The sequence below is a fragment of the Paenibacillus sp. Soil750 genome (assembly GCF_001428045.1).
GTDB lineage: Bacteria > Bacillota > Bacilli > Paenibacillales > NBRC-103111 > Paenibacillus_E > Paenibacillus_E allorhizoplanae.
In genome coordinates this window covers 82,571-96,625 of the sequence record NZ_LMSD01000023.1, presented here as the reverse complement: position 1 = coordinate 96,625, position 14,055 = coordinate 82,571, and the positions used below count along the sequence as shown (strand labels likewise).

The window sequence follows — 14,055 nt, the reverse complement described above, 5'->3', positions numbered from 1 at the left end:
ATCCCCTTACATGTATAATATTTATATCAAGAGCAAGTTCGCTCTGGATATCAACCTTTGACCGATCCGATCAAAACACCTTTGACAAAATATTTCTGGAGGAATGGATATACGCACAGGATCGGCAACACGGCTATGACAACAGCCGCTGCTTTAATTGCTTCCGGAGTAAGCAAAATTCGTTCCACGGCATCATTTCCTCCAATATTGTTTAATAAATTCTCGTCCACCTTGTTAACCATCTGATACAGCTTCACCATAACAGTCAATTTGGTCGACTTTGTGATATAGAGCATCACGTTAAAGTAGCTGTTCCACCAATTAACGGCATAGAACAAAGATAATGCAGCCAAAATAGGCTTGCAGAGCGGGATAAAAATCTGTATTAATATTCGCCAATCACCAGCGCCATCCATCGCTGCAGACTCTTCAATTTCTTCCGGCAGACCTTCCATGAATGTTTTCATCACAAACATGTTGTAGGTACTGATCAATCCAGGCAGCCAGACGGCCCAATAGGAGTTCATTAACCCCAGCATTTTGATGAGGATAAAGTTGGGAATAATGCCGGCGACAAATATCATCGTAATCGTGATCATCATTAGCAGCGCGTTTCGACCAAGAAGTCTCCGTCTAGAAAGCGGATAGGCTGCCAGAATCGTCATAATCATATTAAGCACCGTTCCAACTAACGTGACAACAACCGTGTTGCGCATGGCTACGAATAACTGACCATCGTCAAACAAACGTTCATAGGCGACTATATTAAACTCGATCGGCCATAAGAAAACTTCACCGGAATTAATCGCCCTGCTGCTGCTGAAGGATGCCACAATTTCGTACCAGAACGGGAACAAGGTCATTAATGAAATTGAGCCGAGAATGAGGTACATACTTATACTTGCCAATCGAGTTAGAATCCCTTTGCTGGTTATATCCATTGCTTACCATAGCCCCCGTTCCCCGGTCATTCGAATCATCCGGTTAACGCCAACGATCAGGATCAAGCCGATGGCCGATTGAAACAGTCCGATCGCCGTTGTATAGCTGTAGCTCATATTCTGTAAACCTACCCTATATACATAGGTGCTAATTACATCTGCAACATCAAGTACGGAATTGTTTTGTAGAACGAGCGTTTGTTCCAATCCTACATCCATCATTTGACCCATTCTAAGAATAAGCAGAACGGCAATTGTACTGCGAATACCGGGTAATGTAATGTGCCATATTTGGCGAAGCTTGTTGGCACCATCCATCTTCGCTGCATCATAAAGCTGCGGATCGATCGAGGCCATTGCTGCCATATACAGAATCGTTCCCCACCCTGCTTCCCTCCAAGTGCTCGATAACGTATAGATAAGCGGCCACCAGAACGAATCAGCCATGAAATAGACGGATTCCCCACCGGATATTTTCTTGAGGACCATATTCACAACTCCCGTGCTTGGTGACAACACGGCAACCACAATTCCGCCCAGCACTGCCCATGACATGAAATGGGGGACGTATAACATATTCTGTACAATACTCTTGTACCATTTCCTGCGGACTTCATTGAGCAGAAGAGCAAGGACAACCGGAATTGGAAATCCAAAAACGAGACTGTACAAGTTAAGTACGAGTGTGTTTCGTAATATCCGCCAAAAGTCAGGGCTGGCAAAAATCATTTGAAAATGCTTAAGTCCAACCCACTGGCTTCCGAATACACCATCTGCGAACCTATAATTCTTAAAAGCAATGATTTCTCCGATCATTGGAGCGAATTTGAACAGCAGATAAAAGCTGATCACGGGCAGGAGCATCATATACAAATGTTTATCCTGCATCATCCTTCTCCAAATCGATTGCCAAAACGTTCTCGCTTCAACCCTTTGCTTCCCGGTCCGCAATTCTGTTGCCGGGAGTCTAGCCTTCATATCGTTTCACCCTCTCGTTAAGTCTTTTCCCAAACCTTTCGTTCGGTTACAGTTTGATTGTAGGAGGGCTGACAAGAGAAGGAAATAGACGTGTTATGAGGTATGTGCCTTTTTTTGTATATTGCCTGGTTACATTTCTTTAGGGTGGTACCTTTATCTTGGTTTTTTGCTCATTAAAGCTTACTCAGACCCAGAATTCGCTTCAAATCCGAGCACCCACTCCCGATATTCGGTGGGCGTCATGCCCGTATATTTTTTGAAAGCCCGAAGGTAGCTGCGTGTATTTGTATACCCAACCCATTCTGCGATATCGTTAATCTTGCGGTTCTTAACAACGAGCAGCTCCTTGGAAGCATTGATCCGGATCTCAATCAAATAATCAATGAAGTTTTTCTCCGTATATTCTTTGAACAGCTTGCTTATATATGACGGATTTAATTGAAATTTTTCGGACAGCAACTCGAGGGAAAATTCACTCTCACGATAATGTTCTCGAATGTAAAGCAACAACCTGTCAATTGTCTTATTGCTTCCCCGTTGACTGCGTTTCCCTTCAATTTTACCCGCTAATCCTTCAAGTACAGTTTTGACGATCTGCTGCATATCCTGCCAATTGTTGCATTGATGAATCCGTTGGTGGAGATTCCCCATCTCTTCAAGCGATTCCTCCATATTTATGCCGATCGAAGCAACGACCTGCAATGATTTCATAATCAAATCGTAGGAGAGCTGCCTTATCAAATCGGGAGATAAGCTGCCATTTACCGCTTCTTGAAACAATTCCGTTATATATCCCTCTAATTTCTCGCTTTCTGTCTGCTTTAACGCTTCTACAATTCGATCCGTCATCTTTATCATGCGATAATAGTCCTGATTATCATGCCCCAGCAAATCTTCTATAGAAATGACCGAATGACTGCCGATGACCATTTTGTATTGCAGGGCTTTTTGCGACTCTTCGTACGATATCGGGATATCCTTCATATCCTGATAGCATCTTCCTACACCAATGGTCACCTGAAGCCCGAATTGCCTCTTCATGACATCCAAAACCAACTCGAGGACGGCCAATGCACGCAGATGGTTTTGTTCCATATCACCTTCTGCAAAGCTAAAAACGATGGCGGCGAAACCCGCTCCTAAATCAACTGCAACCCCCGAATTTTCCATATTCATCAACTCTTCCGCAACGTTGCATAACGCATACGTATACAAGGTTTCATCTTTCGGGCTAACGCCGCCCTCCTTACCGATCTCGGCTGTACACACGACAAACCATTCAGAAAACAAGTTAATTGCAGTAAATTCCAGGATATGGCGCACGGATGTATACTCCGTTCTATAGCCGGACAGCATGTCCAAGATGATTCTCCATTTCAATAATGGTTTGGAATCCCGGACCTGCTTCTCTAGTTGTTCACGATCTACAAACATTTGGTCGAATACCGTTTCAAGGTAACCCAGCCCAACAGCACTTCTCATCGGCTCATCTTCAGGATGGACTGGCTTGAACGCTCCTGACATTTTCCCGGCTAATCGATCCAAGGGCTTAAAGGTCCGACGGTTTACGTAAAAAAGCACACTTAAAGCTAAAAGAACCATACCGATGGCAAACGCAATCATTAGATTCCGTATAGACTCCAAAGGCTGATATACGTTAGATTTGGGAATAACGCTGACAATTCGCCACCCCGTATATGTAGAGGCCGTATAAAATATCGATTGCTCAATCCCCTCCATTTTCACTGTGAAATATCCGCTCCCGTTATGGCTCAGAATCTGCTGAATATAGGGAATGTGTGTCAAGTTCTTATATAATTGCGTTGCGTCATCATGAGTTACTATGTTTGCTTGATCATCAATAATGAAGGTATGTCCGCCCTGGTCTCCTTCATACACATCCTTGATCATCCGATAAAGAACATCTTCACTGATATTGATGGCAACAAGTCCCTTTCGATATTCAGGGCTGCTGATCGATGGATAGGAACGAATCAGCGTGACGACATCCTGTTCTTTTTCGCCATCCCATACTTTATGAGTAGTCAGCCATTTTGAATGCCCTTTCATTTTGATATAAGTAGCTAACCAGCTGTCTTCCGAGTCACTTCTCTTCATATACGTTTTATCAGTCAGAATATCGCCACTTACCTCAGAATAAAGGAATATTGAAGCAAACAGTTCATTCGTGTGCACAACCGTTTTCAGTTTGTTTGATAATCCAAAAAAATTCGCATATTTCTGAGCTGCATCATCATAACTGTCATACATAAAATATACATACTCTAACTCCTGCGACATATTGAGCAAATCTTTCTCCGTTTGACGAAACACGATCGCGATTTTATCATCAATTTGCTTCAGCAAAGCAACATGAGTATTCTTCAGATCCTGCTCCAATCGTCCTACGGTACCCGTATAAGACACCCAAAAAGATAAAAAAATTATCGTTATGAAAACCAAACTGTAAACAAACATAACCTTTCCTGAAATGCTAAATCTCATAGACTACCCCTCTCTATTACAATCACTCGCATTATATCGCTAGTCTTATTGACGGAATTCAGTAGGAGTCATCCCGATCTTCTTCTTGAAAAGCCGACTAAAATATTTTTCGTCTTGGTACCCTACTTGATTGGCGATTTCATAGGTTTTGAGATTAGAGCCGAGCAGCAGTTCCTTAGCTTTATCCATCCTAACCTGGGTTACATAGTCAGTTAAATTTATGCCTTCGACTTGTTTAAACAAAAAGCTTAGATAGACTGGCGATACAAAAACTTCTTTGGCAATGGTATCCAAAGAAAGGTTACTTGCATATTTGGTTTCTAGCATCGTTTTAGCAGCTTCCACAACGTTATTCTTGCCGGATTTTCGCAAATCAACGGTTAACTTGAGCAAATGACGAAGAAACGTTTTGCAGATTTGACTAAGTTCCTGCAAGGTAGCAGCGGCTACAACGTATTGAATTTGCTCAGCCGTCAATAGATGATCCAATTGCATCTTGGGATGCAATTCGGAAATAACGCTGGCGCCATAAATCATGGCTTGCAGACTTTCCGTTTTCGTTAATGGAATTGTAATCTCCTTCTCTTGCAGTTCTTTGAAAAATGAGTGCATCCAATCCTCTAATTCCTGAAGATTGCCTATCTTAAGTGCCATTCGCAGCCGTTCATAAGCAGTTGATATTTCTTCAGCTGTAGACGCTTCAGTTATTAAAGACTCCCGTCCATCGTTCTTTCTCTTGCTCTTTGACATTTCCCAGTCTAAGTCATCAATAAAAATGACTTCGTTCGGTCCAGTGTAATATTTATATTCCAAGGCCATTTGAGCCTGTTCATAGGCCATCTTCCCTTCGAGAACCAATTGTTCGTTATGGGCTGAGATCCCGACGGTAACAAAGTATTTTAATGTTTGCTTTATATTTATCACCAAATGCTGCAGGTCACGGCGAAGTTCCTCCATAGCAAATGACATATTAATAATCATCACAAACTGTCCCGATTTCTTCAGAAACATGCATTTATTTTCCCATCGTTGCAACGTTTCCTCAGCAATATTCTGGATAGCGAAATTCATCAGTTGTTGATCTTCATAATTATAATTTCTGAGGGTTTCGGGATCCTGCTCGATTTGCAGCAGGACTATTCGGAAAGGCTCCACGGTCAATGGAACCTTCAGGTAAGCAGTTTTCTCCATAAACAACTTCTCGTTGAGTCGAGCTCCTTCCAGTAAGCTTCTTAAAAACCTGTCACGGATTAGAGGCATATTTTCCTGTAGTTGGTGGTTGCGTTGGTTTTCTTCCTCCCATTCTTTTTTTATTTTAATGAGCACTTCTAACATCATATCTGTGTCCGGCGGCTTAAGAAGGTAATCCGAAGCTCCAAGCTGAAGCGCTTGTCTGACATAGTCAAATTCATCGTGGCCGCTGAGAATGATGGATTTCATTGACCATTTCCGATTGCGAATTTCTGTAAGCAATTCCACGCCACCCATGATTGGCATTTGACAATCCACTATAATCAAATGGGGCATTATGCATGCCATTTGCTCCAAAGCCTTCCTCCCATTTTCAGCCGGCGGAAGCCATTCGAAGCCGTATTCCCCCCATGGAATTAACATACTCAATCCTTTTATAACAATCGCTTCATCATCAATGACCATGACTTTCATATAGTTTCCCCCATTCTGTTTCATTTTCGATGATTGGAATTCTTACAATCACAGTGGTGCCGATATCAGGAGTACTGTTGATTTGCAGGGCATATTCAGGACCAAACATCATCTGCAACCGTTCGTTCACATTTCGCAGGCCATAACCGCCTTTACTTCGTACTGGTATGTATAACAGTTGTTCCACCTGATCCGGATTCATTCCATTACCATTGTCTTGAACGATCCAAACAATATCACTTTCTTGAACATAAGAACGAATTAATAGTACTCCTTGGCGATCTGTAGGCGGTTCGAACGCGTGTAGGATGGCATTTTCCACAATAGGTTGGAGAAGAAGCTTCAACGTAATAAAATGGCCAATGGTGGAATCGATATGAAAAATGGGAGTGAATCGACTAGGAAAACGTGCATGTTGAATATTGATATAGGCTTTGATTTGATTCATTTCATTTTCTATTTTGTAGTAATCTTCACCCTTATTCAGCGAAAGCCGGAACAATTCGCTCAACGATTGAACGACTTTAGCCGTTTGGTTATCTCCGTTGATTTTTGAACTAAAGAAAATGTAATCCAACGTATTGTACAGGAAATGTGGCTCAATCTGTGCTTGAAGTGTTTTCAATTCAATCATTTTCTGATTCGTTTGACTGATATAAACTTTCTGAATTAGTTCATTCAATTGGGAGACCATTTCATTATACTTTTGCGTGAGCAGCCCGATTTCATCTTTCGACTCCACAGGGACCTTTTGATTAAAGTCCCCTCGTTTAAAATTGTTCATAGACCGAAGCAATTTCTTAATAGGCAGTGTAATGCCTTTAGAAAGCAATATAGACATCACAATCGCAACTAGCAGGAGTGAGAACGACAATATGATCGTGCTGCTGAGCACAATGCTATATGGCTTTTGGATGTCTTCCATCGGAGTAAGGCTCACAATATGCCATCGATATATCTCAATAGACGTGTTCGCAGCTAAATATTTTTTATTTCCTATTTCATAGATCCAGGTTTGATTGGGCTGAAGCAGTTTTTTAATTCCGTTCACATTGTCTTTAAAATGCTTGCTCATTTCTTTATCATCCAACTTACTTGCAACGAGTCGATAATTGTCGTCGAAGAGAAGCAGATTGGTCGTCCGACTGATCTGCACATCTTGGATGGCATCTCTTATGGCATCTCTATTAATTCCAAGAAAAAACATCCCCAACTTTTTGTCTGCATCATACAAACTTAAAATACGTCTGCCTAGTACGATATCATTGTAATTATGTGCGTATATAAACAGAGAAGAGCCCGAATAATCCAAGTGAGACTGGCCGTTACGCGCAGCCGTAGCCATATATAATGGGGATTCTTTAAATTCTTCATAGGGTACCACCTGCCTGAAAAACTCTGAGAAATCCTTAAAGATAAAATCATTTTCACCATACAAAACAATAAATGATATATACTTTTTAGCTTGTTTTAAATTAGATAAATAATTGAAAATTGTCTTTTGTGGATCTCCAATATACGAAGGAGCAGTTTGGCTTAGCATCGATTGAATGGTTTCGTTCCCCACAATAAAGGAAGAGAGGTCGGTGGCATCATCCAGCATATGCTTAATATTGTCGGCAATAAGCCGGATGATTTGCACTTGATTCTGCATCGTCTGTTTCTCCAAAAAACGGGTTGCTATGTAGTATGAAAAGCTGCCAAGGCCAATGACGGGAATAAGCACGAGCAAAATGAAGGAAACAAGCATTTTGGTTTGCAATGTTTTGAATTGAAGCATCCTGCTCTCTCCTCACTTATGTTAATTACTTGCATTATAAAGCTTTGCAAACGTCTAAGGTATAGCCTTTCCCCACTTGCTTGAATAAGTCCACTAATCCTTAAAATCGTCACATTGTAATAAATTTCGAGAACATTTACGATAAATTTGTATCCAAATCATCAAGGAGGGGTAAACATGAAACAGTTAAAAAAGCCTGCAACGATCCTAATCAGCCTCGTAGTACTGGCAAGTGTAGCGTTGACAGGCTGTAGTTCTAACAAAGAGGAAAAGAGTGCATCGAACACAACTCCGGCAGCATCAACGAAAGAAATCGACTGGAAAACCGTGAAAGCGGATATACGTTTCGTCTATCCGGGGACATCAGAAGCAGAAAAAGAGTTAGCCGATCAATTTAAAACAAAAATGAAAGAAAAGTATCCAAACGTCAACATTGAGTACATGTTCTTATCCTGGCAGGATATGGAGAAGAAGCTGCCTATAATGCTATCATCCGCCGATTATCCGGATATGACGATGACCCAAGATGTCACCAGCCTTGTGCAGTTGGACGGGTTGGAGGATATATCTCCTTATTTGAATAAAAAAGGCGCAGCATTGAAAAAAGATGATTTTCTCCCAGGCACACTGGAATATGCGTCCAGAGGAGATAAAATTTATTCCGTTCCGAATCTTGCCAACTCGTTTACCTTAATGGTAAATGAAAAAATGTTGAACGAAGCCGGCATGAAAGTTGAAGAATTAAAAACTTGGGAAAGCGTGGAAAAGGCAGCACAACTCATGACCAAGGGTGATAAGTACGGCTTTGGATATCCAATGGGCGTAGCTCGGTTTGCTTTCAGAGTTCCTTTCACCGCCGCATATAGCAATGGGCTTCTGCTCAGCGATACATCGGAAGCATCAAAGAAAAAATATATCGAGACACTGGATCACTTCAAAAAACTAGAAGCTTTTGAGCCTAAGGCACATTTCACTTGGGGCTATCCGGAAATGTGGCGATCATTTAGTAACGGAGAAGTGGGCATGGTTGCTGCAGGAACCTACTTTTCTGCTAATGTGTACAGCATCAATCCGGACATCATAAAGGTAACCAGAGCGATTCCTTATCCGAAAGGACCTTCCGGGGACAAGGCACAAGCACCGGTATCGAGCGTTGGAGTAGGCATGTTCAAAGGCAGCAAAAATAAAGATGTTGCATGGAAGCTAATCGAAGAGTGGTCCTCTTCCGAGTTTAATACGTCAGAAGCAGCTGTAGTAAACGTCACTGCTATGAAAACTGCAAATTTGGATGAGATCGTTAAGAAGGCCGAAAAAGTTTACCCAAAAGCCATTGATGGTCACAAGCGAATTTTACAAGACTTTAACCAAATTCTTGTCAACAATGGTGTACCCATGGCTACCATCGTAGGGCAACCTGAGATCGAGACGCTTGTGCAAGATAATATGACGAAGCTTCTCACGGGAAAAACGAGTACGGAAGAAACGTACACGGCTATCAAAGATGGGATCAATAAAATAAAAGATAAGTTCAAATAACGTTTGTAAGCATGCATCGGGGAACCGACAGGAAGTTAAAGTCGCTGTTCCCCGTTTTTTTTACTCTTATAAAGGAGGTAGTTCACCTATGGACACGCCAATCAAACAACCTGCTTCTTCTATTGCGTTAAGAAATAAACATAACCGTTCCCTTATCAAACGGTATGCTTTCGGATATTTGCTGCTTGCGCCAGTCGTATTATATGTGGCCTTGTTTCAATTTTATCCGTTGTTCGATACGCTTCGTCTCAGCTTCTTCAAATACTCACTGCTTCATGGCGGTGGCACGCAGTTTACGGGCTTGAACAACTATAAAGAGTTGATTATGGATGATGATCATTTCTGGTTTATTCTTAGAAATAGCCTTGTTTGGGTTATTGGTTCAACATTGCTCCAATTTCTTATAGCAGTTCCAGCTGCACTTATCCTAAATCAGAAGCTTCGCCTCAGGGGCCTTTGGCGTGGGTTAGTTATGGTTCCATGGGTTTCTCCTGTTGTTGTAATCGGCATCATTTGGAAATGGATTTATGACGGACAATATGGGTTGCTCAATTACTATTTAAAGCTCCTGCATCTGCTTCAAGACAACATCGTTTGGCTTGGGAACGAATTTTGGGTGTGGCCATCATTGCTGCTCACTTCTACTTGGAAAGGGTTCCCCTATGTTACATTAATGCTGCTATCCGCACTGCAGGGAATATCCAGTGAAATGAAGGAAGCAGCAGAAATTGACGGGGCGACCAATTGGCAGAGATTTCTTTATGTCACACTACCTTCGTTAAGACCCATCATGTATGTCACTGGTATGGTTTCACTCATCGCTTCTTGGACGAAGTTCGAAATGATCTGGGCATTGACCAATGGTGGACCGGGTTATACAACCAGTATTTTGCCGACCTATTTATACACCCATGCATTCGTTTATTTGGATTTAGGTAAAGGCGCTGCTATTGGAACTTTATCGATGCTGATTGTGTTGATTATGGTATTTGTTTATGCAAGATTGTTTGGTAAAGATAATAGTTAAGGGGCGAGAACATGAGAGAAACTTACTTGATGAGAATATGGAAATACACGATTTTGTTTCTATTATTAGTTTTTACCTTAGTACCTTTTCTCTGGCTTTTGGATACTTCATTCAAGAGCGACGAAGCCATATTTGCCTCTAAACCGACTTGGTGGGTATCACCTTTTACTTTGGATAGTTATACATGGGCTCTAGGAAAAAAAGGGATCCAGCTTGGAAAACTGTTGTCCAACTCTCTGATCACATGTGCGATTACCGCGCTGATAACGGGTTTGATAGCTTGTATCAGCGGTTATGGTTTAGCCAGATATAAAGTCCCAGGGATTAAATTCATATTCGTACTGCTCGTATTGGCGCAGATGATTCAAGGACCAATGATTATGATTCCATGGTATAAGTTTGCATCCTCGATGTCGCTTTTGAATACCAAAACAATACTTGTCATGATTTATTGTACGATGACAATTCCTGTTGGCGTCTGGATCATGAGCGGTTTTTTCAAAACAATCCCGATCGATTTGGAAGAAGCGGCCTACATGGATGGCGCATCGAAACTAAAAACATTGTTTGTTGTTGTGATTCCCCTTGCTTTGCCCGGGTTAGTCGCCATTAGCCTCTATTCCTTTATTCTTGGTTGGAACGATTACCAATACTCACTTATTTTAACGAACTCCCTTGCTGCGAAAACTGTCCAGGTTGGCATCGCTGAGGTGATGGAAAGCATGGGTTCGACCAATTGGGGAGGCATTCTGGCCAGTGGTGTAATTATCATTCTTCCAATTATTCTGATCTTTGCTATCATTCAGAAATTTCTCATTGAAGGTTTAACCGCCGGAAGTGTTAAAGGATAATTTCTACACAATAACGAGTGTTAAGAAGGCTTGTAACCTTTAACACTCGTTTCAAAGTTTCTATCACAAACATCTATTTCACACAAATAGTCTTTTAGTTTCTCCAGGCTTTATTTCAATGGCTTTTCCTTCGAAGCTAAACCACACGGACAAGGCAGAAGGATTATGAACCAGTTCCCCTGAAACAGCAAACCGTAATTGGTGCAATGCTTTGACGTAAAGGACGATTTCAATATTGGTCGCATACCATATATCGGGATGCCGACCGATCAATTCACCAAATCGCTCAAGCTGCTCCCAGTTTTGATTGTTATTAAATTCATAACTGTGACCCCATACATATAGCAGAGACATTCGAGAATGACGCGGTCGATCATCAATAAACTTTTGGCCGTATTCCAGCATATCGCGATGGTGGCAGGTTGGAGACCACAGCAACCACTCCTCCGGCATATCAAAGCTTCCATGATTGATCGTAGTTCGCGCATACTCCACTCCCAGTGCAGGAAGCAGCGCCACAACCTCCTTGTTCCAAGCGCCGTGAGGGTAAGAAACCCCCTTTACTGGATATTCGGCAAGCTGCTCCAACTCCCGACGATCCTGCAAGATCTCATCGGCAATTCGTTCCTTTGGTGATAAATTCAAAAACGGATGGCTGACTGTATGAGCTGACACCTCATGCCCGCCAAATAATCCTTTCACTTCCGAACGTTCCAAATACCCTGGCTTTCCCAAGAAGCCGGAATTCAAGTGAAACGTCCCCCGGATGCCGTAATGATTTAAGATGCTAACCATTCTCCGGTCGAATTCCCGCCCATCATCATAACTTAGCGTCAGAGCTTTGCACTTTCCACCAGGAAACAGGTCAAAACGAATACGCATACAATCCCTCCAAATTCAACCTTTTACGGAACCTATCATAGCTCCCTTAATGAAATATTTTTGCATCCATGGATATATCAATATGATCGGCCCTATCGAAAGCAGCGCAATCCCAGAACGAACATTGCTCATCGCAAGCTGCGCTTGCTGCGCATTATTATTGAACATCAAATCATTGCTTTGTTCGCTTACAGATGCTAGCATTTCACGCATAATTACTTGGATAACCGTCAAATTGCGGTTGCGAATATAAATCATGGCATCAAACCATGCATTCCAATGCTCAACGGCGGCCCAAAGTGCTATAGTTGCCAGTACAGGAGTTGACACCGGCAAAATAATTCTAAACAAGAGTGTCAAATAACCCGCACCGTCGATAACAGCGGATTCTTCAATAGCTGTATCCAGTGACATAAAATAGTTCCGCATAATGATGATGCTGAATATGGCTACAGCCCCGGGAATAATGAGAACTAGAAAATTGTCCAGCAGTCCCAAACTGCGAATGATCAGATAAGTCGGAATTAACCCTCCGCTGAAAAACATTGGGATGATGAAATAAGTGGTAATCCCCCCGCGAAATGGCAGTTCTTTCTTAGCAAGCGGATAAGCGGCCAGGATGGTAAATAAAACCTCCAATACAGTCCCTAAGGCGGTACGTAAAATCGAGTTCATGTAGGGCCGAACGATCTCCCCAGAAGAGAGCAAAAACCTATAGGCTTCAAAAGACCAGGTACTCGGCCAAAAGTGGAAACCGAGTGTAGTTGCTTCTCTTCCGTCTGAGAAGGATAGCACCACCACCTGCCAAAACGGATAGAGAATTACCAATGAAAAAATAACCATAAACATGCTGTTTAAACCAACAAACCACCAGCCGGGTTGGAGTCTGACGCCGATTCCGCCTGTTCTTTGCTGCACTTGCCTCATTTTCACCACACCCCATAGTCGTTGAATTTGCGCACTATCTGATTCACCGTGACGAGCAGAACAACCCCCACCAGGTTTTTGAACAATCCGACTGCTGCGGAATAATCTAATCTAAATTCGACGAGACCCGTGCGGTAGACATAGGTATCAATAATATCCCCAACTTCATAGACTAACGGACTATACAAATTAAGGATTTGATCAAACCCGCCAGATAATATATGACCTAAACGAAGTAAAAATAAAATTGTAATTACAGGTATAAGCGAAGGCAATGTAATATAAATCATCTTGTGAAAACGGTTAGCACCGTCTGATTCTGCCGCTTCATAGATTTCCGGTGAAATCGAGGATATCGAGGCCAAATAGAGTATCGATGCCCAGCCTACTTCCTTCCAGGCATCGGAAATAAGCAGAAGTGGGACAAAATAAGCTTTACTTGATAGAAAGTTGATCGGATTTCCGCCAAATAACGAAATGATATAATTGATAACTCCCCGCTGTGGGGACAAGACCTCAACAACCATGCTGGCAATAATGACCCAGGACATAAAGTGCGGTAAATACGAAATGCTTTGTACGGTTCTCTTGAATGTCTTGTGCATGATTTCATTGATAAGCAGGGCAAAAATGATCGGGAATGTAAAGCCAACCACCAATCGCAGAACGCTGATAATGATCGTATTGCGTAGTGCTCTTATAAATACGAAATCATGAAACATATTCTTAAAGTGTTCAAAATTATTCCAAGGGCTGTCCCAAATGCCAAGCCCGGCTTTAAAGTCCTTAAAAGCAATGATCACACCATACATCGGCGCATAATGAAAGACAGCAAGATGTATGACAGGCAGAAGCAAAAGAACGTACAACATTTTCATTTTTTTTACTTTTTTCCACTTGAGTGCTCGGGTAGATTGCGTTTTAATGTGTGATGCCTCAACTGAGATAGCCATGCTTCCTCCG

General features: G+C 42.0%; 11 protein-coding genes. 3 read left to right on the top strand and 8 right to left on the bottom strand.

Translation table 11 applies throughout. The features are described from left to right. Nucleotides 1-50: 50 nt before the first annotated feature. From ASL11_RS20850 to ASL11_RS20830, 5 genes are all read right to left on the bottom strand, one after another. Nucleotides 51-941: a carbohydrate ABC transporter permease gene (locus ASL11_RS20850; protein ID WP_056619104.1), complete on the bottom strand. Its 891-nt coding sequence runs from the start codon at nt 939-941 to the stop codon at nt 51-53. A gap of 3 nt (nt 942-944) precedes the next feature. Then, complete coding sequence (locus tag ASL11_RS20845) at nt 945-1,919, bottom strand: ABC transporter permease (protein ID WP_082595637.1); 975 nt, start codon at nt 1,917-1,919, stop codon at nt 945-947. Between the two features lie 180 nt (nt 1,920-2,099). Further along, the gene (locus tag ASL11_RS20840) at nt 2,100-4,424 is read right to left on the bottom strand and encodes a helix-turn-helix domain-containing protein (RefSeq protein WP_056619101.1); all 2,325 of its coding nucleotides are present in this window, start codon (nt 4,422-4,424) and stop codon (nt 2,100-2,102) included. A 45-nt stretch (nt 4,425-4,469) separates the two neighbouring features. Next, a complete protein-coding gene (locus tag ASL11_RS20835) occupies nt 4,470-6,089 on the bottom strand; it encodes a helix-turn-helix domain-containing protein (protein WP_056619098.1) in 1,620 nt (539 codons plus the stop codon). Beyond that, the gene (locus ASL11_RS20830; protein WP_056619096.1) at nt 6,070-7,869 is read right to left on the bottom strand and encodes a sensor histidine kinase; all 1,800 of its coding nucleotides are present in this window, start codon (nt 7,867-7,869) and stop codon (nt 6,070-6,072) included. Before ASL11_RS20830 ends, ASL11_RS20835 begins: the two co-directional genes overlap by 20 nt. A gap of 177 nt (nt 7,870-8,046) precedes the next feature. On the opposite strand from ASL11_RS20830, the gene ASL11_RS20825 reads away from it, so the two are divergent. The 3 genes from ASL11_RS20825 (at nt 8,047) to ASL11_RS20815 (ending at nt 11,283) form a co-directional block, all read left to right on the top strand. Further along, nucleotides 8,047-9,405: an ABC transporter substrate-binding protein gene (locus tag ASL11_RS20825; RefSeq protein WP_056619093.1), complete on the top strand. Its 1,359-nt coding sequence runs from the start codon at nt 8,047-8,049 to the stop codon at nt 9,403-9,405. Between the two features lie 88 nt (nt 9,406-9,493). Beyond that, a complete protein-coding gene (locus tag ASL11_RS20820) occupies nt 9,494-10,432 on the top strand; it encodes a carbohydrate ABC transporter permease (protein WP_056619091.1) in 939 nt (312 codons plus the stop codon). Between the two features lie 11 nt (nt 10,433-10,443). Beyond that, nucleotides 10,444-11,283, top strand: a complete 840-nt coding sequence (locus tag ASL11_RS20815) for a carbohydrate ABC transporter permease (protein WP_056619089.1) — start codon at nt 10,444-10,446, stop codon at nt 11,281-11,283. A 78-nt stretch (nt 11,284-11,361) separates the two neighbouring features. Here the strand turns inward: ASL11_RS20815 and ASL11_RS20810 are convergent, their stop codons facing one another. Genes ASL11_RS20810 through ASL11_RS20800 form a run of 3 tightly spaced genes read right to left on the bottom strand, consistent with a single transcriptional unit; the run spans nt 11,362 to nt 14,045 of the window. Next, on the bottom strand, nt 11,362-12,165 hold the full coding sequence (locus ASL11_RS20810; RefSeq protein WP_056619086.1) for a polysaccharide deacetylase family protein: 804 nt from the start codon (nt 12,163-12,165) through the stop codon (nt 11,362-11,364). Nucleotides 12,166-12,180: 15 nt separating this feature from the next. After that, nucleotides 12,181-13,092 (bottom strand): carbohydrate ABC transporter permease, encoded by a 912-nt coding sequence (locus ASL11_RS20805; RefSeq protein WP_235550526.1) that lies wholly within the window; start codon nt 13,090-13,092, stop codon nt 12,181-12,183. Nucleotides 13,093-13,094: 2 nt separating this feature from the next. Next, nucleotides 13,095-14,045, bottom strand: coding sequence for an ABC transporter permease (locus tag ASL11_RS20800; protein ID WP_056619083.1), 951 nt, complete (start codon nt 14,043-14,045; stop codon nt 13,095-13,097). Nucleotides 14,046-14,055 lie beyond the last annotated feature (10 nt).

Bases quoted from the DNA above. Each gene is read 5' to 3' on its own strand.
- ASL11_RS20810 (WP_056619086.1), bottom strand. From the start codon at position 12,165: ATGCGTATTCGTTTTGACCTGTTTCCTGGTGGAAAGTGCAAAGCTCTG.
- ASL11_RS20830 (WP_056619096.1), bottom strand. From the start codon at position 7,869: ATGCTTCAATTCAAAACATTGCAAACCAAAATGCTTGTTTCCTTCATT.
- ASL11_RS20850 (WP_056619104.1), bottom strand. From the start codon at position 941: ATGGATATAACCAGCAAAGGGATTCTAACTCGATTGGCAAGTATAAGT.
- ASL11_RS20835 (WP_056619098.1), bottom strand. From the start codon at position 6,089: ATGAAAGTCATGGTCATTGATGATGAAGCGATTGTTATAAAAGGATTG.
- ASL11_RS20825 (WP_056619093.1), top strand. From the start codon at position 8,047: ATGAAACAGTTAAAAAAGCCTGCAACGATCCTAATCAGCCTCGTAGTA.
- ASL11_RS20815 (WP_056619089.1), top strand. From the start codon at position 10,444: ATGAGAGAAACTTACTTGATGAGAATATGGAAATACACGATTTTGTTT.
- ASL11_RS20800 (WP_056619083.1), bottom strand. From the start codon at position 14,045: ATGGCTATCTCAGTTGAGGCATCACACATTAAAACGCAATCTACCCGA.
- ASL11_RS20805 (WP_235550526.1), bottom strand. From the start codon at position 13,092: ATGAGGCAAGTGCAGCAAAGAACAGGCGGAATCGGCGTCAGACTCCAA.
- ASL11_RS20840 (WP_056619101.1), bottom strand. From the start codon at position 4,424: ATGAGATTTAGCATTTCAGGAAAGGTTATGTTTGTTTACAGTTTGGTT.
- ASL11_RS20845 (WP_082595637.1), bottom strand. From the start codon at position 1,919: ATGAAGGCTAGACTCCCGGCAACAGAATTGCGGACCGGGAAGCAAAGG.
- ASL11_RS20820 (WP_056619091.1), top strand. From the start codon at position 9,494: ATGGACACGCCAATCAAACAACCTGCTTCTTCTATTGCGTTAAGAAAT.